Origin of the sequence: Pseudomonas tructae, assembly GCF_004214895.1 — a bacterium.
In the GTDB taxonomy this organism is placed as follows: Bacteria; Pseudomonadota; Gammaproteobacteria; order Pseudomonadales; family Pseudomonadaceae; genus Aquipseudomonas; species Aquipseudomonas tructae.
Window position 1 is genome coordinate 3,073,486 of the sequence record NZ_CP035952.1, and the last position, 23,187, is coordinate 3,096,672.

15 protein-coding genes are annotated in these 23,187 nt (G+C 59.9%); 8 read left to right on the forward strand and 7 right to left on the reverse strand.

What is annotated here, in order from left to right; all coding sequences use genetic code 11:
• The first annotated feature begins 2 nt into the window (after nucleotides 1–2).
• Both macA and EXN22_RS13870 read left to right on the forward strand, forming a co-directional pair.
• Nucleotides 3–1,160: a macrolide transporter subunit MacA gene (macA, locus tag EXN22_RS13865; protein WP_130266821.1), complete on the forward strand. Its 1,158-nt coding sequence runs from the start codon at nucleotides 3–5 to the stop codon at nucleotides 1,158–1,160.
• Nucleotides 1,161–1,162: 2 nt separating this feature from the next.
• Nucleotides 1,163–3,166, forward strand: a complete 2,004-nt coding sequence (locus tag EXN22_RS13870; protein ID WP_233281734.1) for a MacB family efflux pump subunit — start codon at nucleotides 1,163–1,165, stop codon at nucleotides 3,164–3,166.
• Between the two features lie 15 nt (nucleotides 3,167–3,181).
• Here the strand turns inward: EXN22_RS13870 and EXN22_RS13875 are convergent, their stop codons facing one another.
• From EXN22_RS13875 to EXN22_RS13890, 4 genes are all read right to left on the reverse strand, one after another.
• Nucleotides 3,182–3,823 (reverse strand): helix-turn-helix transcriptional regulator, encoded by a 642-nt coding sequence (locus tag EXN22_RS13875; RefSeq protein WP_130264598.1) that lies wholly within the window; start codon nucleotides 3,821–3,823, stop codon nucleotides 3,182–3,184.
• Between the two features lie 214 nt (nucleotides 3,824–4,037).
• Complete coding sequence (locus EXN22_RS13880; protein ID WP_130264599.1) at nucleotides 4,038–6,368, reverse strand: hypothetical protein; 2,331 nt, start codon at nucleotides 6,366–6,368, stop codon at nucleotides 4,038–4,040.
• Between the two features lie 41 nt (nucleotides 6,369–6,409).
• A complete protein-coding gene (locus tag EXN22_RS13885) occupies nucleotides 6,410–8,317 on the reverse strand; it encodes a M28 family peptidase (RefSeq protein WP_130264600.1) in 1,908 nt (635 codons plus the stop codon).
• Nucleotides 8,314–9,435 (reverse strand): S1/P1 nuclease, encoded by a 1,122-nt coding sequence (locus EXN22_RS13890; protein WP_130264601.1) that lies wholly within the window; start codon nucleotides 9,433–9,435, stop codon nucleotides 8,314–8,316. Before EXN22_RS13890 ends, EXN22_RS13885 begins: the two co-directional genes overlap by 4 nt.
• 426 nt (nucleotides 9,436–9,861) lie before the next feature.
• Between EXN22_RS13890 and EXN22_RS13895 the strand changes: the two genes are divergently transcribed.
• From EXN22_RS13895 to EXN22_RS13920, 6 genes are read left to right on the forward strand one after another with little or no spacing between them, the layout of a single operon-like run.
• Entirely contained in the window at nucleotides 9,862–11,025 is a 1,164-nt protein-coding gene (locus EXN22_RS13895; RefSeq protein ID WP_130264602.1) for a hypothetical protein, read from the forward strand.
• Between the two features lie 23 nt (nucleotides 11,026–11,048).
• Nucleotides 11,049–12,077 (forward strand): hypothetical protein, encoded by a 1,029-nt coding sequence (locus tag EXN22_RS13900; protein ID WP_130264603.1) that lies wholly within the window; start codon nucleotides 11,049–11,051, stop codon nucleotides 12,075–12,077.
• Nucleotides 12,077–14,002, forward strand: coding sequence for a hypothetical protein (locus EXN22_RS13905; RefSeq protein ID WP_130264604.1), 1,926 nt, complete (start codon nucleotides 12,077–12,079; stop codon nucleotides 14,000–14,002). Before EXN22_RS13900 ends, EXN22_RS13905 begins: the two co-directional genes overlap by 1 nt.
• Nucleotides 13,999–15,075 carry a hypothetical protein gene (locus tag EXN22_RS13910; RefSeq protein ID WP_130264605.1) on the forward strand — a complete coding sequence of 359 codons (1,077 nt, stop codon included), beginning with the start codon at nucleotides 13,999–14,001 and terminating at the stop codon, nucleotides 15,073–15,075. The genes EXN22_RS13905 and EXN22_RS13910 overlap by 4 nt, the downstream gene beginning before the upstream one ends.
• Nucleotides 15,062–15,784, forward strand: a complete 723-nt coding sequence (gene rpiA, locus EXN22_RS13915; protein WP_130264606.1) for a ribose-5-phosphate isomerase RpiA — start codon at nucleotides 15,062–15,064, stop codon at nucleotides 15,782–15,784. The genes EXN22_RS13910 and rpiA overlap by 14 nt, the downstream gene beginning before the upstream one ends.
• A complete protein-coding gene (locus tag EXN22_RS13920; protein WP_130264607.1) occupies nucleotides 15,768–16,931 on the forward strand; it encodes an LOG family protein in 1,164 nt (387 codons plus the stop codon). Before rpiA ends, EXN22_RS13920 begins: the two co-directional genes overlap by 17 nt.
• Before the next feature lie 37 nt (nucleotides 16,932–16,968).
• On the opposite strand, the gene EXN22_RS13925 is transcribed toward EXN22_RS13920, so the two are convergent.
• From EXN22_RS13925 to EXN22_RS13935, 3 genes are read right to left on the reverse strand one after another with little or no spacing between them, the layout of a single operon-like run.
• Complete coding sequence (locus tag EXN22_RS13925) at nucleotides 16,969–18,000, reverse strand: hypothetical protein (protein ID WP_130264608.1); 1,032 nt, start codon at nucleotides 17,998–18,000, stop codon at nucleotides 16,969–16,971.
• Between the two features lie 47 nt (nucleotides 18,001–18,047).
• Complete coding sequence (locus EXN22_RS13930; RefSeq protein ID WP_130264609.1) at nucleotides 18,048–19,553, reverse strand: MBL fold metallo-hydrolase; 1,506 nt, start codon at nucleotides 19,551–19,553, stop codon at nucleotides 18,048–18,050.
• Nucleotides 19,543–23,172 (reverse strand): S8 family serine peptidase, encoded by a 3,630-nt coding sequence (locus EXN22_RS13935; RefSeq protein ID WP_130264610.1) that lies wholly within the window; start codon nucleotides 23,170–23,172, stop codon nucleotides 19,543–19,545. Before EXN22_RS13935 ends, EXN22_RS13930 begins: the two co-directional genes overlap by 11 nt.
• Nucleotides 23,173–23,187: the final 15 nt, after the last annotated feature.

Below are 23,187 nucleotides of genomic sequence, written 5' to 3' on the forward strand. Positions count from 1 at the left end.
TCATGAAAACCAGCAACGTGCGCAAGATCAGCCTCGCCACTGCCGTAGTCCTGGTGCTCGGCATCACCCTGTATGCCGTCCAGGCCCCGGCCAAACCGCCGCAGTACATCACTGCGGTGGTCGAACGCGGCGACATTGAAAATGCCGTGCTGGCCAGCGGCATGCTCGAGGGCGTCAAGCAGGTGGATGTCGGTGCCCAGGTCTCCGGGCAGTTGAAGTCGCTCAAGGTCAAGCTGGGCGACAAGGTCAGCGAGGGCCAGTGGCTGGCCGAGATCGACCCGCTGGTGCTGCGCAATACCCTGCGCCAGGCCGAGGTCGACGAAGAAAAGCTGCAGGCCGAGCGGCGTTCGGCCCAGGCTCAGTTGACCCAGGCCAGGCGCGTTTACGAGCGCTACCTGGCGCTGCAGAGCGACCAGGCGATCTCGCGCCAGGACTACGAGAACTCCGAATCCGAGTACCTGGTGCAGCAAGCGGCGGTACGCTCACTGGATGCGCAGATCAAGAGTGCGCGGGTCGAGATCGACACGGCCAGGGTCAACCTGGGCTACACCCGCATCAACGCACCGATCAATGGCCACGTGGTCGGCATCGTCACCCAGGAAGGCCAGACGGTGATTGCCAATCAGCTGGCTCCGGTGCTGCTCAAGCTGGCCGACCTGGATACCATGACGATCAAGGCCCAGGTCTCGGAAGCCGATGTGATCCACATCAGCCCGGGGCAGCCGGTGTACTTCACCATCCTTGGTGAGGACAAGCGCTACCATGCCACGCTGCGCGGCACTGAGCCCGCCCCCCAGGGCTATGCGCAAAGCGCCGACAAGAACGCCAGCGGTGGCGCCAAGCAGAGCAGCGCGGTGTTCTACAACGCCTTGTTCGAGGTGCCCAACCCGGAGCATCGCCTGCGCATCTCGATGACCGCCCAGGTGCATATCGTCCTCGACACCGCCGAGGGCGTGCTGACTGTGCCGGTGGCGGCGCTGGGCCCGCGTAACGGCGATGGCAGCTACCCGGTGAAAGTCCTCGACGACAAAGGCTTCGCCCAGGTGCGCAACGTTCAGGCCGGGATCAACAACAACGTCAAGGTGCAGATCAGCCAGGGCCTTGCCGAAGGCGACCGGGTGGTGATCGGTGATCCAGTCACCCAGGAGGCGGGCGCATGAGTATGGACATGACCGCCGAGTTGCGCCCGCACACCGCCGTTGCGCCAACGGCCGGGGAGCCGCTGCTGCGCCTGCAGGGCGTCAGCCGCAGCTTTCGCGCAGGCGACCGGGAGTTTCTTGCGCTCAAGGGCATCGACCTGCAGATCGACAGCGGCGAGCTGGTGGCGATCATCGGTGCCTCCGGCTCGGGCAAGTCGACCCTGATGAACATCCTCGGTTGCCTGGACCACGCCAGCAGCGGCAGCTACCAGGTCGGTGGCCAGCAAACCCGCGCCCTGGACAGCGATGCCCTGGCGGCGCTGCGGCGCGACCATTTTGGCTTTATCTTCCAGCGCTACCACCTGCTCGCGCACCTGGACGCTCTGCGTAACGTCGAGATTCCCGCCGTGTACGCCGGCATGCCGCCGGCCCAACGCCACCAGCGTGCCCGTGAACTGCTGACCCGCCTGGGCCTGGCCGGGCACCTGGCGCACCGGCCCAGCCAGTTATCCGGTGGGCAACAGCAGCGGGTGAGTATCTGCCGGGCGTTGATGAACGGTGGCCAGGTGATCCTCGCCGACGAGCCGACCGGGGCACTGGACAGCCACAGCGGCAAGGAGGTGATGAACATTCTTCTGGAACTGCACGCCGCCGGGCACACGGTGATCCTGGTGACCCATGACCCCAAGGTCGCCGCCCACGCCGAACGGGTGATCGAGGTCAGCGACGGGCAAATCGTCGCTGACCGGCGCACGGTTCGCGCCCCTGTAGCCACACCGGTCGGCGAGCCTGCGGCGCCGGCACGCCCAGGGCGCCGTCTGGTGGCCAGCCTGGGGTTGTTCCGCGAAGCCTTCAAGATGGCCTGGATCGCCTTGCTCTCGCATCGAATGCGCACCTTGCTGACCATGCTGGGGATCGTCATCGGCATTACCTCGGTGGTGTCCATCTCGGCCATCGGCGAGGGCGCCAAGGGCTATGTGCTCAAGGACATCCAGGCGATCGGCAGCAACACCATCGATATCTTCTCGGGGAGCAACTTCGGCGATAGCCGGGCCAAGGCCATCGAAACCCTGGTTCCGGCGGATGTGGCCGCGCTCAACGCGCTGTATTACGTCGACAGCGCCACCCCGGTGATCGGCCAGAGCACCCTGGTGCGCTATCGCAACCTGGATGTCGATGTGCAACTCAACGGCGTCAGCGAGCATTACTTCCAGGTGCGCAACATTCCCCTGGCCGCCGGGATCGTCTTCAGTGCCGAGGATGCCAAGCGCCAGGCGCAGGTGGTGGTGATCGACCACAACACCCGCAAGCGCCTGTTCGGCCAGGGCGTAGACCCGCTTGGGCAGGTGATCCTGGTCGGCAACCTGCCGTGCACGGTGATCGGCGTGACTGCGCAGAACAAGAACCTGTTCGTCGCCAGCAACACCCTGAACATCTGGCTGCCTTACGAGACGGCCGCGGGCCGGGTGCTGGGCCAGCGCCACCTGGACAGCATCAGCGTGCGGGTCAAGGACGGTGTGCCGAGCAAACGGGTGGAGGAGGAGGTGACCAAGCTGATGCTACAGCGCCACGGCACCAAGGACTTTTTCACCAACAACCTCGACAGCATCATGCAAACGGTGCAGAAGACCAGCCGCTCGCTGACCCTGCTGCTGTCGTTGATCGCGGTGATTTCGCTGGTGGTGGGCGGCATCGGGGTGATGAACATCATGCTGGTCTCGGTGACCGAGCGGACCCGGGAAATCGGCATCCGCATGGCGGTGGGCGCGCGCCAGTCGGATATCCGCCAGCAGTTCCTGGTTGAGGCGGTCATGGTCTGCCTGTTCGGCGGCGTGGTCGGCATCGCCTTGTCGTACGGGATCGGTTACCTGTTCGAATTGTTCGTCAAACAATGGGAGATGGTATTTTCGCCGGGCTCGATCGTCATGGCCTTTGCCTGCTCGACGTTGATCGGGGTGCTGTTCGGCTTCGTGCCGGCGCGCAATGCCGCGCGCCTGGACCCGATCGAGGCCCTGGCGCGTGATTGAGGCACTGGCCCTTGCTCAAGCGTCGGCATACATCCAGCGCAACAACGCATGGCGGCCACTGATCCCCAGCTTGATCGCCGCCCGGCGCAGGTAGCTTTCTACCGTGTTGACCTTCAGCTCCAGGCGCTCGGCCTGCTCCGGCGCCGTGTGCCCGGCCAGCAGGCCCAGGCATACCTGGCATTCGCGTTGCGACAGTACCAGGGCCGACTGGCTCAGGCGTTCGAGAAAACGCTGCTGCAGGCGCTCCGGTCCGCTGCGCTCGGCGGCAGTGGGCTGCAAGGCATCGATGTGTTTGTCCAGCATGGGCAGCAGCAAGGGTGAGATGTCTTCCAGGTGGCCGCGCTCGCGCGCCGAAAACCCGTGAGCTGCGCGCAGCACGCGAATCTCGTGACTGTGGCCGTCCTTGCGGCGAATCAGGTGCAGGCACGACGGGTCGTTGAAGTCACCGTCGGGACGCGGGTCGGCGGAAAACACCGTTTCACTGATCAGCGTGGCGTCGCCGTTGTTGGGGGTAGAGGTCACACACAGCGGGCGGATCTGCGTGGCGTCGATGGTCAGGTGGGCCTGGATCAGGTCGTGCAGCATGCGCGGGAACTGACGGCTGCCGGTGCTGGCAATGACTTTGCCGATCTGCGGATAGAGCAAGTGCGAATTCATCGTGTCATCCATGAGGTTCGGTGGTGCAGTGACCCGCCGGCGTCTGGGCCTTCATCCTGGGCTTGCGGCGGGGGGTGCTAGGTATCCTAGTACAAGGATTGGGTGACGGTAGGGTGAATGGCGGTAATGGCGTAATAATGGCCACTGTGTGGTGGCTGCTGGCTGAATGCTCTGGCGTTTCTGGCGGTGCGGAGGGTGCCGCACCGCCAAAACCTCAGAACCGCCGCTCAGCAATATTGTTGTCCAGCAAGACAAGTCGGCGATTCGGGATGGGGCCAGAATTGATGGCCTCAAGATTGCTGCGATCACCCGCTGCACTGACTGAGAAGAGCAAACTGTCGCTAGTACTAGAGGGCGTCCAAGGGAAGGGACCAACAACCGTGTGAGCACCTGGTGGGATTGGTGCCGCAAGGGTGAGTATGGGTGTGCCGAGCGGCTTCCAATCGCTCGGCCAAATGGAGGCTTGCGGATTACGCGACTGAAATCCACGGACCGTGACCATCGTCGCAGGACTCAGGCCTCGATTTCGTACGCGTAAGTAGGCGAAACTCTCGACTCCAGGAACCGCTATTTGATGCTCTATCAGATTGTCGCTACTGATGCGGTTCCAGATATCCGCACTGCCTCGATGATCCTGGAGGTAGGGCATGTACTGGCCCTCGCGACTATCGTCTATATAAACGTCGACCTCTGGTGGTGCACCGGTCTTTGTCGGACTGCTTCCGTCCGGCTGGTAGAGTCCCTGCTGCTCAAACGACCAGCGAAAGATTTTGTTGAGGGCCCCACCTGGATGCCCCTCAAACGCTTGCGTCGTAGCATCCGCCTCGGTCAATGCACAGACGTAGACATCGGGGTCTTGGGTAGTAAAGCTCAGAAGGCCAACGCCCTTGAGAATCAAGTAACTGATATATCTTGAGGCGAACTGCCGCTCGGCGGGGTCGTCCGAATCGCCTCCAACAGCAAGGTAAACGCGAAACAGTGTCGTCGAGAGGACCTGCTCGCCTCCATACTGTCTATCCCAGTTGGTGCCGAACCAGCCCCAACCGTCCGAGACCTTGCGGTCGTGCCTGCGGTTCATGTCGGCGGATGCGTTCATGAATGGGAATGTTTCAAAGCGATCAGGCGCACGACTTCCAGGATCGTGGAGGATAGCGGCAAGGCTATCGCCGGGGCTATGAGCAAAGCCGAAATTCGGTGAGTCAACATGCTCCCATAAAACAGCATGGCCGAACTCGTGCCATACCACCCGTGAGTCGGCGGCAATTCCAAATTGTGTTCCGGCTTTTGCAACGCCGAAGACGAGTCGACCCAAACCATTGCCCATTGCATTCCCAGGCGCTTGGGCATTGACTGCATCTCCTAAAGCGTGCGGGTCAACCGGCACGGGGAAGTCAGTGTTGTTAAAGTATGAATTGACGTCAATTCCCATGCCTTGGATCAATCGAAACACGCTATCGCAGTGGTGGTACGCACTGCAGGCTGCAAAGTTGCGAGAGTCTGCGGGGTACACAAAATCGAAGGGTGGGGCTTCAGACGGGAGAGTACCAGCAGGCGCCTCCAGATTGACCAGGCGGACATACTCGCCGTCAAGTGATTGCAGTCCCGCAGGCGTCACGGGCGACAGGCCGAGGAGATCGGTGAGCACGGTGCAGTTGTCCAAGTCGCCAATTGGTGATCCCGCTCCAAGTACTTGCCCTATCGCAGAGACCGGATTTGAGGGGAACACACGGCAACGTGCACAGGCGACCAAGGCCCGCAGATACAGCACAGCGCCGGTCTCTGGCTCCACAAAGGCGCGCCAGTTCAACACCCCCCAACTGGGCGCCTCATAGGTGAACAGCACTTCAGTGACGACATAGTGCATGCCAGCGACGATCTCCTGCGGCACAGGCGGCAGAGGCAATTGTGGAAACGCCAGGTCGCCGCCAACGCCCGTCGACACATTGGGATCAGCATGCGCAGCAATTTGGGAGTCCAATCGTTCGGCCGGTTTGTACAGGTAGACCAGAGCGCGGGTGGCGCTGACGGTCAGAGCAGCTTCAGGCGCAAGCCCCACGAGTGTACGTACGGTGTCGGCATCCATGCGGTTGGGAGAATAACGGACGTCAGCTGCCGGGCGCTGAGCATGCACTGCGTAGTGAGCGGTATTGTGCGAGCCGGTCACGCCCATTTTTTTACTGTCGATGCGCACCGTAACGCCTGCGCGCCAGATCGGTAAGCCATACAGGGTCTGGTCGTAGGAAATCGCGACGCTGGAACCGACTACTTTCTCTTCCTTGAAGCGCAGTTCGACTCCAGCATCGGTCGGGCTCGAACTTACGGTCGCCGCGAAGTTGCTGGTCTGTTCGGCAGAGAAGTCGTAGAGATACGCCGAGTCGCGCAGGTACTGTTCCGCCAGCGCGCGAGGCCCTGCAATAGTCGACACGCCGCTTGCGAGCAAATCGCTGGCGGCTGGATAGTACTGACGTTGCGTATGCGACATTTGACGGATGCGCCCATCATCGTCTTTACGAATCTGGATATCGGGGGTGAGTTCGATCGCCATCACTGCCACCTCTCTACACGTTATGAGTTCGAACGGATTGCCTAAGTTGTCGCCGACAACCAAGCCGCCGCTGCAACTGCTCGCGTGATTTCAGCGGCATAGGACAGGTCGACCAGCGTGTCAGCTGGGCCGTGATAGTTCGGATTCGCGTCTGCCAATTCTCCACCAGGTGAGTCCACGAAAAAGTCTTCGCTCACCAAGCATGCTGGAAAGCCGTGGGAATGGAATGAGGCATGATCGCTACGGCCTGCGGCTGGATCCCCCACTGGGCCGTTCGAGCGGAAAACGGCCGGTGCTGGCAGTGAATTTGCTACTTGCGCCACCACGCCGGACAGCAGTTCGGCCAGCAGCGCCGACCGTTCCTCGACCGCCGCCGACGTTTCACAGCCGACGTGTAGCTCCCACTTGCGTGGCGCGTCTTGGTTGTAACCAATCATGTCCATCTGCCAAACCGCAGCGATGGCTTCGCCGCGCGCCTTTGACCGGCGCGCATAGGCGCGGCTTCCGATCAGCCCCTGTTCTTCTGCATTGAATAGCACGAAGCGCACCGTGCGCCTGGGAATACCTATCGCCACAAGCCGCGCGAAACACTCTGCAATCGTCAGGACGGCCGCCATACCACTAGCATCATCATCCGCACCTGGTGCTGGATCCTTGCGGGGGTCGTAGTGTGTGTCTACGGCTGCTGTCGAATCCAAATGCGCCGTAACCAACACAAGTTCGGACGAGGTACCGCTCAACTCTGCCTCAACGTTGTACAGAAAACGGCCAGCATGAGAGAAGGCGTGCAAGCCGACCTGCAAGAGCCCCTGACCAGCGGCCGTCAGATCGGCGACGAGTTGCTCGACGGCCAGAGTATTATCGGCACAAAGGATATGCCGAGAGCGAATTCGCTTAGCGGCATCTGAACCAAGTGGTCTTTGTCCGGTGTACCGTTCGATTGTGGGAGCGATCGCTTCGGCTCGGATACTTCGCAATTCCTCCAGGATCGGCCCCGGCACGGACTCTGGTCTTAAACTTGCGCTCATCTCGGACGTGACAGCAGGCTCGGTCCAAAGCATGGGGTCGGGCATCAATTTAAGCGCATGTCCGTGGCGCGCGTTGTCGAAATGAAGCGAGTCGACACCATTATGGAGGTCCCCCGGGACGGCGGCCAGAACGCCTTCTGCAGAAGCGGATAACATTAGCGAGCGCGCAGTTGGATTGGTGAATACGAGGGAGGCGTCACCTGCTGATTGCAGGAAGCCCGTGCGGCGGCTGACATCGTCCCGCAGCAGGAAAAGGTCCGTTTTCTGAGGCAAGTCTGCGATTCCCAGCAGCTCCACCGCAAACTGCATCGTTACCAACTTGAGCATTACTCGCAGGCTGGTTGCGCCAATCACAGTCGTTCCGTTGCGCCCTGAGATATGCAGCGGCACAAAAGCCAACGATCGCAATGCTTCTCGCCAGGCGCTGTGGGCCAGCGCCTGCGGCACCGTCAAGCGCAGGAACTGCAACGCCTCGCCATCGAGCACCTCGAAGACCAGTTGCGGATGCAGGCAAACGTGCCAGCCGGCCGACATCGCCACGGAGCGCTCGTTGCTGTCCTCGCCAACAAAGAGGCATTCCGTCCCATTTCCGTTAAAGCGGGCGGCTGCACGTTCGTAGATTTCCCTAGAGGCCTTAGTTACGCCTTCGTCAGCACTGTAAAGTCGTAGATCAGGGTCGATGTCCTCAAGAATACCCGTGGCGGCAAGTACGCGTTCGATGGCAACGCCGCGCGTCTCCCCCGTGTTGGAGATGAGCCCACAGCGTATGCCATGGGCCTTAAGTTGCGCGAGGACTTGATGCGCATACGAAAAGACGTCGAAGCGCACGAGCTGGGGAGGATTGCCCTCGACAGTGGCCTCGCCAAGCGTATCGCCCAGGTCGAAGAACACTGCCCGGATCGGTTTCGATGGCGTGGTCATGACCAAACACCATTCAGTAAATCGGCGAGTCCACGAGCCGCGCCGGTGAGTCGCTGCAACATGATTGGCTTGCAACGCGCTACATAGGCATCCTCGCCCTCCCAGCGAACGAAAAAGCTGCGCATTTCCGGGCCGACCGGTCGGTCGATGGATAAGGATTTATAGGCTTCGCGTGCAGCAGCTAGTGAGTCTGTCGCCCAAACAGCTGGCCAGCTTTCGAGAGGTCCAGGCAACGGTGTGTGTGCGAGGAGTCCAATGGCAGCCGGCACATTCATCAGCTCCACTAGTTTGTCGATGTGCTCACACCGTTTAGCGTCATTGATGTCTGTGTACTCGGTGATCCGGTCATTGAAAGAGACGCAAGCATCTTCCGGCTCGGCTGGCTCAAATGCGGCGACTCGCGCATCGGCACCGATATCGTCAAGGTCCACGCGCCCACCGAGGCGGCTATCCCAATAGCTGTGCAGGCTAACGCCTTTGGTACCCATTGGTAGCAGCAGGGCATTGCCGCCAGTGTCACTGCGCAACTGTCGTGAAAGCACATCCGCCGGATCGTAAACGAGACTCGGTGGAGACGTCTTGAGGTCGATATACGAGCAACCGACATGAACCGGTTGAAACAGGTCACCGACACAATGCACAACTAGGCGCAGCGCGTTCAGCCTGGAGAAGCGGTCAGAGTTTCCCGTCAGCACTCGGATGCCGGCAGTAATCGTCTGAACCACATCGTCCTCACGCGTGAACGCCGGATAGCGCTCACGGCTATAGTCCGTTGCCTGAAGTGGTAGATTGACGTAGTGCCATTGAGCATGACTGCTATTACGTGGGTCATTGAGGAATTCGACCGTATCAGCATCGTCGTCAGGCGATGCTGTTCGGCGCTTGATCTGGTCCGCCCAACCAGCCAATTGATCGAGCCCTACGTCACTACCAAGCGCAGAAGTGATCCGCGCTATGTTATCGCACGCACTGACGTTAAGTAGGGTCTGCGCCGCCCCGGCAATTAACTGGTGACGATCGATGCCCCAAAATTCCTGCGCGAAGAGTCCTGCTTGGGCGCCGCGCGTAGGCGGGGGCAAGGCTGATGAGGATGTACCCAGATTCGATTGGTTTTTCATCAGAACCTCCCAAGTGGTGGTGGGTGATGCAAGACATTTATTACAATGCTAATAATCGGAGTCACACAATTCGCTTTGCTCAGACGCGCGCCTACAGAAGCCGCTTACGCAGCTCACGTAACAGATCGAATGCACCGTGGGTTCATTAGGTTTAGCATGGATTTTCTGCTGCAAAGGAAAATAAAGACGCATGTTGCAAATGTCCGGAAGATCAATATCTTGCACCCGGCAACGCATGTTTATTGCATTTGACTTGTACCGTTATCGCATTTAACAAGGTTGTACTTGTCGCTATTTATGCGCGCTTATCCATCATCGCGATTCGCGATTACTCCACCCTTGTTGACACGCGCCCCTTGCCTGGACAAAACCCGTACCCTCGACAATAGTGATGATGGCTTGACTACATCATTCAGGGAGATGGAAATGCCAGTCGACGCCGCCATCACATTCGATAGACTGAAAGACTACGCTGCGTTTTTTAAGGACGAGCCCATTGGTGCAGTTAAATGGCTTGCCACGGTGCTAACTTCCGCATCCGCACGTGGGCCGTTCGTGGAGTTAATCACACAGTTACGTACGACGAATCCTGACTTGGCGGCGATTGCATCTCACGCGGCAGAGCTCGAGACAGTTGGCAAGGTACTTACCACGCCTTTCAATCAATTTTCCATCGACGCAGTACGCAAGTTAGGGCTGATTGTTCCCGATGCGCTCGCCGCACCTATGCTGCGGGGGACGGTACGGGTTGTCCCGACCACGCGTGAACTCGGTGTAAGGCTGGCGCTCTCTGTTGGCGCTCGCGAGTACCCATTGGTCTGTAACGACAATGCCCTCGAATGCTTTGCGGCCGATTTAAGTACATTCGCCGGCGCCTATGATGTGGCCGTTGTCGGTTGGCCTGACAACGCAGGACAGATCTTTGTCGAGGAAGCGGCTCCGATCATGCATCTTCCTGATTTGACGTGGAGCGATTGGGCCCAGGGACGGCTATTCGACAATGGCGTAGCCGGTAGTCCAGTGGTTTTGCGTGTTAACGGTCAGCGCCAAATTTCTATTGCTGACACCCGTATTCAGGAGCGGTTAAGGCCCTTCATTGGTACCGGCGTGGTCCTTTATGGACGGCGAGTCGCCGGAGAAAACGGATCGATCGCTCTGGATGACGTCCATCCTGAACTCTGGTTTCTGACACGGTTGACGAATCCAGCTGATCCCACGCAAGGGTATGCCGGGGCGCCTCGTCCGACACTGGTCGCTGGAAGAGCGCTGTGTATCGGCGCTACCCCGCCGTGGAACTGGCAGGGCCCGAATGTGGAAACACATATTCTTGCGCCACAATGCGCTGCGTCGCTGAGTGCTACTGAGGAGAGACGGGTAGTGTTCGGCAAACCCGTAATCAGTTTGCCTGATGGTTGGCCCAATCCTGTGGGCCACGTGAGTCGTGTCATCGAAGCGAGTGCTTACGCAGATGCTCCGATTGCTGCGCTTGCGCATATTGCTACGCGCCGTGCTCCGCGGGGCGAGACTATTACCGGCTTACGTGGACTCGTCGAACTGGTCAGTGCAGAGCAGGCCTTCACCGCGCCGTGATCAATCCGTCCAAGGTGGTAACTATGCCCAGAGAAGACATGTCGATTGACCAGAAGCTGGTCAGGTTTCGCTCGCAGGCCTTGCATCAGATCGGCGCCGAGCCTTGGACTTCACCCGCAATACAAGCGAAGGTACTGCGAACCCTGCTTGAACGAGTCAGAGCGGCAAGCGATGCCGATCTTTGCCCTGTGGTCTGCGTGGACCTGGACTTGACGAGCCTGTTGGCACCTGAGAAGTCGCGCGAGGTCCTTCTGCAACTGGCTCCTGTCGCGAGTGAACTACCTATGCCAGCAGCGCAAAGAGCACTGTTCACGGCTCACCTCGGGGAAATTTGGCGTGGAAAGGAGCAAGCATTGCTGCCCGGATACACTTCCACTTCGATCATGGCCTACGGCGCCTACATGTTGGCACAGCTACAACTGCGAACAGGCAACACTCTCGAATCGCAGACCTGCGCGCTTTGCGAAAAGTGGGTCTGCTCGAAGGTCCATGCGCTCTTGCGTGCGGGCTACTGGGATCGCGATCTTGCACATGACCAGATATCTCCCGGCTTTACCGCTTTTGCAGACAGGGTAGCGAAGGCGGGCGGCTCAATCGTCTTTCTCTCGAATCGCGACGCATCTTTGCGGGAAGTTTCGCTTGCCTGTATCAGGCGACTCTTAGGGGGAGCGGAGCAACCGTTCGCATTCTTCGGCCCCGGAGGTGCATCCTTCGACGCCTCTTCAAAAGCTTCGGCAGTGTTCCAAATCGAGGCAGGTGTTTGCTTTGGGGTCCACTACGGTGTCGCGCAGAACGGTCAGACTATCTATCCCGACGCTCAGGACACAAGCACTGTGCGCGGCCAACAGGCGATTGTAGCGGTCATTGACGACCGTGCGCAAAACCGCCGGCAGATTATCGAGGCAGCGGTCGCGTCGTCAGACCGACTAGTCGACGCTGGTTTGGCAGGCATTATGGATATAGCGAGTGCTGCCTACGGTTTCTGCCCAGAAATCGATGTTGTCTCTATGGAGACGGTCATCAGTTCCTTCCAGATTCAGGAGGCGTACTAATGGAAACCGAGATCGACGATGCTGTGGGGCGAGTTGCCGTTGGCGATTTCAGGTTTGTTCTGCTGGGTGAGATTCGCCGCCTTCTCGCTGAAGCTCGCCAGGCGGTCGAGCGGTCAATCACGCCGGACTTCATCAGTCGCGAGAAGGCAGAGTTGATCCGGCGCCGCTCGATCGATGAAAGTGTAAGGGATCTTGCATCGTTCGCGAGTACCGTCGCGTCTGCATTTCCGGGACTAAGTCTTAAGGCTAATGCTGCTATTGATCTGGCAACCTTGATTCAGGCCTCCATAGACGCCAAGGAACTGGTGAGTTTGGCAGTCGCGGTGATGAGTCTTTTTGAACAGCCTGTTCTTCCCGGCGATGTGACGTCAGTAGTGATAGACCCGGGCGAAGGTGGCGTCGACATTAAGATCGGAGCGAGCAGCGGTTCCAAGGTCTCGCCCGGTACCCGCGAACTTGGCTCTGCGCTTGAAGCGGCAGGCAATGCCCAGCGCTATCTATGCGTAACGAGTATTATGATTGACGGTGCCCGAGCGACCAATCGTCGACTCTCTGGTGTCGAGCAACTCGCTAGAGCAGTTGCCTACAACATGCTTGAGTTTGGCGTGACCTTACCGCCGGGCTACCAAGGAATCGGCGTCGCAGGTTTGCGCCTTTGGCAGACCTGCCTTTCTTTGGCAGACCCGGGAGAAGGCCATAACCTCGTTACCTGCCTGGACGCCCGCCTGCTAGATGGGACGGTTGTTCATATTGAGCATATTGATCGAGGCAAGCAGACTGACCGCGAAATTGCCGAAGCGTATCGCTTGCCCTCGCCACTCAATGCCGCTCGTGTTCGGTTGCAGGCTGGGGTGGCTGCACCTTGCACTGCCTACATTGGTCGCCCCCCATTCGATAACGGTTCTGTTGCCCATCCTGCCACCTACGTGCAAATGGCTCGATACTTCGAGGACGACTTGCTCAAAACTGCGCACGTTGTCGCCAGCGCATGTAACGTCATGTTCGTGAACGGTATCGCCGATTGCAAGATTGCCATGGAGCGAATGACAACCAGCCAAATGGTTCGATTCATGGCAGCCATAGCAGGCAATGTTTCGCGTGATCGTTCACGCCAGTTCCTGTCGGCGGCGTTCAACTTGAACGTGCCTCTGTTTGACGACCGCGACTCGGCTAATCCTCGCTGGATAGGCGCGAAGCTGGAGATCGCTCACACCGCCATTGACATTGTGTTGGCAGGTGGATTTGAGAAGGTCACCTGGGATGGGGCTTCGAACCTGCCAAAGAGCGAGCCGATCATTCTGACTTTCAGTGACGCCGAGTGGATGTTGCTGATGCATCGCGCCCACGAATTGGGCCTGGAAACCTATGTGTCGGCTGGAATGGACAGAACCCATATGGAGGCCTGTGTCTATTGCGGCGTGGATGGCGTGGGCATCGGCACCAGCCTGCATTACCTGAAGAAGGACGAGAATGGAAAGATCATCATGGGGGAGCTCAAGCCCGATGCAGTACTAGACGTACTGGCAACACGCGATACAGCTGCCATGCAGGCTCGCGGGCGCGGAGCGACAGCCCTCGCCATGCTGGACCGACTACACTTCGAGCAAATCCTGTCGCAGGATCTTGAGGCTATTCGCGAGGCGCTTTTCCAAACGCTTTCTGCGGCGCCTCCTTTGGATGAGGCTATCGAGCAGGTACTGCTGCGGCTAGAAAGCGTGCCCTTTTGGAAGCGCATGCTTGAACACAAAGCGCGGAGCTATCGGGATCACCCTGTAGTGGCACGCGCTAGGCGACGCCTGATCGCCCGCGAATTTGAGCCGAAAAATGAGGGCGTAGATTTGACCCCGGTCTTGCGCACAGAGGCTCGCCTTCGCAATGCATTAGTGCGGAACGACATCACCGAACTTCTGGAGATATTGCGATGACCCCTGGATTGCGAGGGTACTACGAAGGTACCGATGGCGCCGTTTTTCGCCAAATTCCACGTAACGTTGACCCGGCTCAGGATGGCACTAAGCTTGCGGCCAATCACCCAAACATCTTCGCAACCGACGATGGCGCGGACAGTGTGTCGGTCGTTGAGTTCGACAAAAGAATGGAGGCCGTGATTCCCGCTGAGGTTTTAGCACGTATACAGTCTGTGATGCGTGCCGCGGAGCTACTCGCAGATAGAGGGCTGGCGGACACTCCGCCACTCGATCGCAAGGAGTGGCGGCGGGGAATGATCTTATCGTGGTCGCATGCTCGCGATCTTGCCGTAATCCTTGATGCCCTGGGTCAACCCCGTCCTACAGCGAACCGCCATGATGTTGACGAACTTGTTCTTGCACGGCACCTCAAGGAAAAGCTATCCAACGCTGATCAATGGTACATAGATTATGTCACCTCTCTTGACGACGGCGCGTGGATCAATATTGGATTCTTCAATCCGCATCTATCGGCCTCAATGTATAAATGGGGAGACGCCAAGCAAGGTAAGCAGAACGCGATGGACGCTCATCGTCTCTCTGCGCATCACCAGGGAAATGTTGAAAGCCCCGTCGACTGGATTGAGCGCGCAGCGAACTTCGTGATTCACCACATCCCAAGGGAACATCGTGGCATCCGGCATGAAGCGCGAGGAGAGTACACACAGCTGGAAGAGCGCCTTGCTGTAGACCCCGCCATCAAAAACTCAGAAATTGGTAAGGCCATCGCCCGCGATGTTGCTGCTGTGTGCGAATTACTCGAACGGGAGGGGAAGATTGTGCCGTGGCGAGTGCTCAAGGTCCCGGACAATGAAGTGACGCCGTCGATGATTGAACATGCCTTTCTAGTGGCATCAACTGCGAGCTTTTCGTTTGAGGATGCTGATGATAGCGCTGAGCATCTGATCCGGCTCGAGCAGGCACGTGTGCTGTTGGACCGTGTGCCTGACGAGATCTTGAGGGCTGAGGCTAGTGGCAGCAGCAACTTGGCGGACGCCTATACAAGGATGCTAGCCAATGCCAGATCTTGAAGCTCAGAAGCAGCGCGCTGCGCTGAAGGCTGTAGAGGAGGTTCGGGACGACATGGTCGTCGGTTTGGGCTCAGGTAGTACTGCGGCCTATGCGGTCCGGGAGATCGGTCGGCGAATGACCGAAGAGGGGCTGAAACTGACGGCGACGGCTACATCATCCGCAACTGGCGCACTTGCCGTATCTGTTGGTATTCCCCTTCGACCGATGGGCGATCTGGGCAAACTGGATCTTGTCATTGATGGTGCCGACGAGATCGATGCCCAGTTTCGCGCCATAAAAGGTGGCGGTGGAGCCCTTTTCAGAGAGAGGATCGCCGCTGCCGCAGCGAGTCAGATGATTGTCATTGTGGACAGTAGTAAGTTGGTTGAACGGCTGGGGCGGTTTGCTTTACCGGTCGAGGTACATCCATTTGCGCTAGGCGTGGTCGAGCAACGACTCGCCCGCTATGGCGTTCCGGCAACGTTGCGCCTGCGAGCCGACGGTACGGTGTTCTGGACCGACCAGCAAGCGCATATCTTCGACATTTCATTCGGCAAGATCAGCAATCCCGACGATCTTGCAAAGGAGCTGCAAGCCGTGCCCGGAATCCTGGCGCATGGCCTTTTCCTTACGCTGATAGATAAGGTCGTGGTTGGGCTCGACAACAAGGTTGACGTCTTGGAACGTGCGAAGAACTCAGAAGGAGTTGATGATGCTCAAGCCAATTAAGCTAGTTCCCCATCCGCCATTCAATCCAATCCACGATGGGCTTTACAGCGCGGATGAATTGCTGTCGGGTTTCACCCCTGATAATCCGCTGAGCGTGATCGATACTGCCGACTATCTCAGCTACCTCTATTTTCAGCAGAACGGTCGGACCACTATTACCGATCCCTTTGCTGGAATGATGCAGGCCCTTCACGATGCATCAATCGTGCAGGGGATGAACAAGTTCCTGCACGACCACCTTGAGAAAGGGCGCAGGCCTGTCGCGATCATGGGGGGGCATCGTGAGAACCGGGGTAGCGACACTTACCGGGCCGTAGCAAAGATCGCTCAGATGCTCTCAGAATGTGGCTTCCTCGTCGCAAGCGGCGGCGGCCCTGGATGTATGGAGGCGGCGCACCTTGGCAGTCTATTCGCTGGGCAGGGAGAAAAGGCGCTGACAGACTCGATCAACCGCCTGGAAAAAGAGGCGCCATCACTGCCCAAGAACATGGGGAGCGTGCTGACACAGGACAAGAATACACGTACCTGGTTTATCAACGAGGAATATGCCGAGGAGTTGGCCGTCTGGATGATGCCGGCATGGCGAATTGCTCAAGAACGCAAAGCCCAGCTCAAGCCGGAAAACCAGAGTTTGGCCGTTCCCACCTGGCACTACGGCCATGAACCTCTCACCCCACTCGCGACGCACATTGCCAAGTACTTTCTGAACAGCATTCGTGAGGATGTGCTGCTTGCGTTGGCGAGCAGTGGGATCATCTATTCCGAGGGACGAGCCGGAACCTTGCAGGAGGTTTTCCAGGACGCGTCTCAGATTTACTACCGCCAAGAGGGTGAGCCCGTCACCTCAATGGTGTTTTTCGATTCTGCGTTCTGGACCGAGCCCGAGCAACCAGATAAGAAAGTACACCTACCGGTTTGCGATCTGTTGTTCCAGCTTTTCGTCGGCGGAGGAAAGATGACGAAGGAGGATTTTGCCCGTTATATCCGCAAGACGGATACACCCGAGGAGGCCGTCAAGATTATCACTGACAACGCACCGCCGGTCGAACGGGTGATCAGCAATCTTGTCGGGATCGGAATGACTGACGTGGATGTTGCGCAGGTAAAAAGTGCGTTAGCCAAATTTCAGTCCTTACTCCCCGAATGACAATCAAGGCACTCTTCGCTCGCCTTCAGGGGCCTGCTCACGGCACCTGCAAGCTTGGCAGCGCGGCCCGACCCTGCGCCGAGAGCAGCGGCTCAAGCTGCTTCCACGTGAAGGTTTCATCGACGTCGCAACCATCGCCGCTGGGACGGTTGGCCAGGCGCATACCCTGGGTGTCGAAACTCAGGTCGTAGCTGCTGTAACTCGCCACACCTGGGCAGTCGGCGTCTGCCGTGGCCTGGCTCTGGAGCCGGGTGGCGAATGCTTTGGGCAGGGTGACGTGCCCGGAGTAAGGGCTGTACCACTCAAACCGCGTACCGAGCCAGGTCCAGGGGTCGACGGCTTCGCCCGTTTGCAGGTTCCAGCTGTGCAGGCCCCAACTGATGCCGCTGCTACCGTAGCCTGCACTCCAGCGGTAGAACCTGACGGTGATCCACCCAGACGACCAGTACGTGGGCTCGACGCTGATTTCGCTGGTGCTGGCCGAGCCGTTGCGGCCGAGAAACTCCCGACGCTCGCTGAAGAATTCGCTCTGGCCCTCGGGGCTTGCGGCGAGGCGTGCCAGGTGTTGAGTGATCTTGCCGATAGCCGAGCCATTGCCTTCCAGCTTGAGGGTGACCTGAGCGCCTTGGGTCCTGACCTGGTAGGCGTGCCCATTGAAGGTTTTTTTCTGCACCTTGACTGGCAGCGCTGCGGCTTCCATTGGCGCGTTATAGGCGTCGCCGCCACAGCCTTCGGCACTTGAGCGGGTCAATGCCAGTGGCAATGCCGTGCCACCTGGGGCCTTGCTCCAGGTGCCGGTCAGGGTATCGCCCTGGGGCGTATCCAGTTGCCAGAGCCCGGTGTTGCCGTCTTCGATCCAGGGTTCGTCGGCGTTTTCCCGGGTCAGTTGGATCGGCGAGAGAAAGCGCTGGTAGTAGTAACTGCCGTTGCTGTCCGGGGCGGCGTTGAAGCAGGCGGTGATCCGGGCCTTGCCGAGGGTACCTGTCCAGACCCCGGCAAGTTCGGAGGACGCTGCGCTAACGTAGCCAGCAGCACAAGTGAGCGTCAGGACGACCAGGGGCTTGAGCATGGGGGATCGGACTTCCAGCTGTCTGAAGGGCGATCATCATAGCCGATCTAGGCCACATCGAACTCGACCCACACGCGACGTGGGTCACCGCCTTGACCCACAGTCCCTACTCGAACCGCCTGGATCGAACCGGACGGTGTGGTAAAGGGCGCCTGGCCGCCCAGAAGATTCGGGTTGTCGGCACGAATAACCCGTGGGCCGCACTGCTGCTCAAGCGCTGCGAGGAGCGAATGGTAGGGCATCTCGCCCCAGTTGACCTTCTTCGCATCGCTCTCGTTGGTAGGGACGAAGGCGCTCAGATCCTTGCTTGTCATCAGTTCAAGGCCCTTGGCTTTGGCCGTCGCGTTCTCGCTGCCGTGGTGACCCACCTTGTAGTAGACGGTTCGTTTGAGCAGATCCGGGCCACTCACCTGGGTGCCATCGGGCAGCGTCCAGCCCGCGTCCTGCCAGCTCAGCCAGTTGCCGATTTGCGCATCGGCGGCGAAGAGCACAACCCGACCGCTGTCGACGATTTCAAACGCCAGTACCAGGCTGGTGTTATTGGTCTTGCTGTCGAGCTGCATCGCCAGTGTGCCAGCGCTGCCGAGCCAGTCGAAGTCAATCCGGCGCCATGCCTGATCGGTCTCGTTTGCGTCAGTGGTGCGTACACGCTTTTTCGAGGCAATCAGCGGTTGACGCTCACTTGCCCCGAAGTAGTGCGAATGCGCGAAGGCGGCTATGGCATTGTGCGGTTTGGTTGCCCGCTCAAGGTCGCTCAAGCGGCTACCCAGGCTGGGGTCGAAGGGGGCAGTCAGGTCCGTGAAGTCACTCTCGGGTGCTGCTGCCGCGAAGGCGTTTGACAGCGTCTGGGCAACGCGCAATCCATTTTCATCGCTGGCCATCGAGTATCGTTCACCCACGCGGTCGACGATGTTGAGGTAATCGGTGTTGCGCGACGGCGCAAGCACATAGGCCCGTATCGCAGATGTACCGGGAATGCTCAGCGGCGCGTGGCTGGGTTCAAGGTACTTGATGCCTTTATTGGCGAGCTTGCTGGCGGCATCGCGCATACCGCGTACCGTTTCGCCCTGAGCGCCGAAGCTGAAGGCCAGCAACTCGTCGATGCCTTCGCGCAGAGGCGCGCTCGCCTTGGCCGCGTCCAGGTGAGCCACGCCATGCAATTGCCGGCTGGCGCCAGACAGCGCGTTGAGCGCCTGCTGCTTGAACTTGTCCAGCCTTTGCGCGTCGGGGTCGCTGGGTGATTCGGTCCAGGCCATCCACACTTCGTCGATGTTGAACGGTGCAAAGCGTTTCGAGGATGCCCTGAACGCAGAGTTGTGATCAGTGTGCTCGTGGGTCAGCACCAGGACATCGATGTTGCCGCCGGTCTGTTGGTGAATGTCGGCGACGATGTCGTCGATGATCTGCGAGCCGCCCTTGATGGAGCTGTGAATGCCGCAGTCGATGAGCATCCAGTAAGGGGCACCCTGGTCTTGCGCAAAGCGCAGCAGATGACAGTCACCGATGCCTTGGCAATAGTGGCGGACAGTGAAGCCGGGAGGCTTAATGGGCATGGCCGAACCCTCCATTGCTGGCGTGCAGGAGCGCGAACGGCTCGCTCGGGTTTGCCGCAAAATACAGTGCTTGCAGCGCGCTCGGGGATCCGCTGGCGGCCTGTTGTCGTTGCCGGGCCAGGCGGCTTTCGCTGCCACTGTTCTTGACGATGGCGTAACGCACTTCGCTGGCGTTCTTGCGCGGATCGAGAATCAGCGTCGTACCGCCCCGGAACCACATCTGCGGCCCGTTCGGATCATTGGGGTCAACCGGCACGCGACGGCGTTGCAGGATCGTCGCCACCACCTCGGTTTGAAAGCCGCCATCGGGCGTTACGCGGCGCGCAGGGCGAACGTTGGGCACATCAAAGGTAGTACTGCCTTTGTCCGCAGTGGCCACAACGTCCCCATCAATGGAGTACCTAGGCACACCGGGCAGCAGGCCGAACTCACCGTACAGTTCGGGATGGCGTTTGAGAAGAGCGTCAAGGCCCGTCCACAGCTTCCAGCGATTGGCTTCGTTGAGCCTCTGGATCTCCTCGCGGTCAAGTTTGAGGTCCCAGCCGAAGTCAAGGTCCTTTACCAGTTCCGCCAACCACGCCGGCCTTGGATTGGCCAGCGTGCCCCAGGCCAGCGACTCCTGTGAGACCGTGCGCACGTCGCGCGGCAGCAGGTTGCGTTTTCGGAAGGCGTCCATGAAGGCGACGCGGTAGTGGAACCTGTCCACGGCGACCAGGTCGATGTCGGCGGTGATGAGCGCACGCAGGTACTCGCCAAAGGTGATATCGACTGCGGGACAGTAATCCAGTGCGCGGATGCACATGCGCAGCACGTGTCGGGCAGTCTTGCAGGTCTCTTCCGTCAGCCGCTCGACCAGATCGTGAGGGAGGGCACCTTTTGGAAGCAGGCCAGTGCCATTGGTGGCGATACGGATAAGGTCGGCCGTACGGCGGTCGACGATGCTCAGGAACGCCTCGTACACCGCCGACACCAGGATTGAGCCGCGCGCATGTATCTCCATTTCGTCGGGATACTTGGGCTTGTCGCCCTCGGCAAGATAGTCGCGCAATGGCCCGCCGCGGTTGGTGCCCTCGCCGAACTGCTTGGCAAGCGAGGCCAGCAGGCGGGCTGCGCTCAATCGCCCACGGGCCTGCTGAACCTGAAAACGCACCAGCTCAGGCAGGGAGAAGTGCTGGAAGATCGCCACGATATCGGCGAAGGCTTCGTGAAAAGCCGGCACGTCAGGGTTCGAGGCGTCCTGGAAACGGCGGTGCAAGCCATCGAGCAGGGCATGGGACATTTCATGGGCAATGATGTCACTGGACAGGCAGGAGAACACCATCGTGCCCCCGGGCGTGGCCCCGGTTGGGTCGGATTGAGACTGGAAATAGCCAAACAGCAGGGCCACTTTGTCCGGGCTGTAGTAGGCGTTGTCGGTGCGCAGTGCATGGGGGTAGATTCGCAAGCGCCGAACGGTGTAAGGGTTGTACTGCGAGCGGCCTTTGCTATCGGTGAACTTCGCCCAGCGTGCCGCCCACAGAACGCGTCGGCCCAGCGCTTCCTCGAAATTCCTGATGGTTTTCATGGCCACGGCATAGACCATCTGCTGATGGAAGGCCGGGTTACCCTCGGAGGGCGGCCAGCCGTCCTGGCCCAACAGCTTTGGCTCGTTCAGGTCGACCGGGTCGTAAAGGCGATCAGAGGCCGGGTCAATGTCGACAATCTCGAGGTATTCGCCGACCGGGCCGGGTGCAAGGTTTTCCTCCCAGGGGATGCTGATGACCGCCTCGTTGATCGCGACAGCGTCCAGTGTCTTGGCGATGGAAGGGTCCAGGGCGTAAACCCGCAAGCGTCGCGGTGGTGTAGGCAGCACTTTGGCTTTGCGCTCGATCTGAGGCCCCGGGGTTGCAGGGGGAGGGGGAGCGCCTGTGCTGGCCTGCTTGCGGCCCAGCTGTTGCTCAAGAAAGGCTTTCAGCGCAGTTGATGGGTTGCCCGCGTCAAGTGCCGCCTCCAGGTAGCGGTTGAACAGGGCAGGTGCCATCCCGGTGGCGGCATCGCTGTCCGGGATGGACTCGTCCACCAAACGGCAGCGCTGCGCCATTTGCGTCAACTCGAGCGCAAACATCTCAGCCTGCGCCGGTGTCAGCCCGGGCGCGAGACTGACGCCGCCGACGCCGAAGATCAGGTTGAGCCAGCCCCAACTGGGTTCAGCGTTTGAGGTCTTGTTGAGGTCCTGGGCGGCGGGCGGCGCCAACTCAAGCATGGCGTCGGCCTGCAGTACCCCGCGGCCGATCTTCTCAAGCGTTTCATCTGCGCCCATCGCTGCTGTGTGTTTTAACGCCGAACCAAACAGCGCCGAGCGCGCGGCCTCGATACGCATCCACGGTTCAGGATAAGCCTTGAGCGCCTGGGCGTGCCTGCCCATCCACAGCGCCACGGCGGCCGCCAATTGCGGTGTCGCGGCGCAGGTGCCGGCGCCATCCATGCTGACCAGTTTGCTGCAGCCAAACTCAGCCCAGGGTACGTTTGGGGTAAAGGCGCCCATTGCCGTCTGCATCGCCGACGCCGGCCCATAGTTGCCTTGCTGGGTGAACGGGCTGAGACCGGCGTAGGCCCGGCCGTCCGCCATGACGCCGCATGCCGCGAGCACGCGCTGGAAGCGGGCAGGGAAGACCACAGAACCCGGGGTTGGCGCCTTGGCGATGTTGTTGCCCGCCGCGGTAACCATGAACAGGCCGTGCTCGTAGGCCAGGTTGACGGCGTCGGCAAGGGCACGGGAAGTCAGACCCCCCATGCTCATCGACAACACCTGTGCGCCCTGGTCCACGGCGTATTGAAAGCCCTGGACCATGGTGCTGGTCGAGAACCGCACGACCCAGTCGGCAATGCGTATGGGGATCACCGTCGCATGGGGGGCACCGCCGATGAAACCGACAAAGCCGTTGGCGGCCGCAGCGTTGCTGATCTGGTTGCCTGCCAGCAGGCTCAGCGTGGCGTGACCGTGGCCTTGGTTGCGAATGGCTGTCCAACCGGCGGGCGTGCGATCAGTGGCGTCATTGAGGTGGCCTTGGTCGCGAAAGTTGCGCTGGTGCTGCAGGTCCAGGTGCAGGGGCAGGCTTGCGTGATGCGGGTCATAACCGGTGTCGAGGTGAGCGATCCTGATGGCCTGTTGCTCTGCCTGGCTGACGCGGGTTCTGGCGTTGGCCAGCTGTGAATGTTGGCTCTGCAGGTGCCAGTCGTTACCTGCAACCGAGACGGCTTTGCGTCCCGACGCATCCTGCGGATGGAAGGTACAGACAGCGGCTGCAAGCGCAGGCCCAGGCGTTGCCACCTCGGCAAACCAGCCTTGTTCGATGTCCGGCTCGACGAACTCGATCTGCGCACCGCCCGTGGCTGCGAATGCGGCCCCGTGGGAGAGCATTGCATGGGCGGCGTCCCAGGGGTTGCTGGCCGGCGGCAGTTGCGCGCGGTACCAGGTTGACCCTTGCGCCGCTGCCAAGCCTGCTGCGCCGGACGTCGCAGGTTGCGCGGGAACCCTGAGGATCTCCTCCAGGGCAGGCCCGCCGACTGCTGCTGCGAGTCCTTGGTTCTGCCCAGGGTTTAACCGTCCACGGACCTTGACCAGCAGTGCCTGTCCCATCGCTCTGTCCCTTGA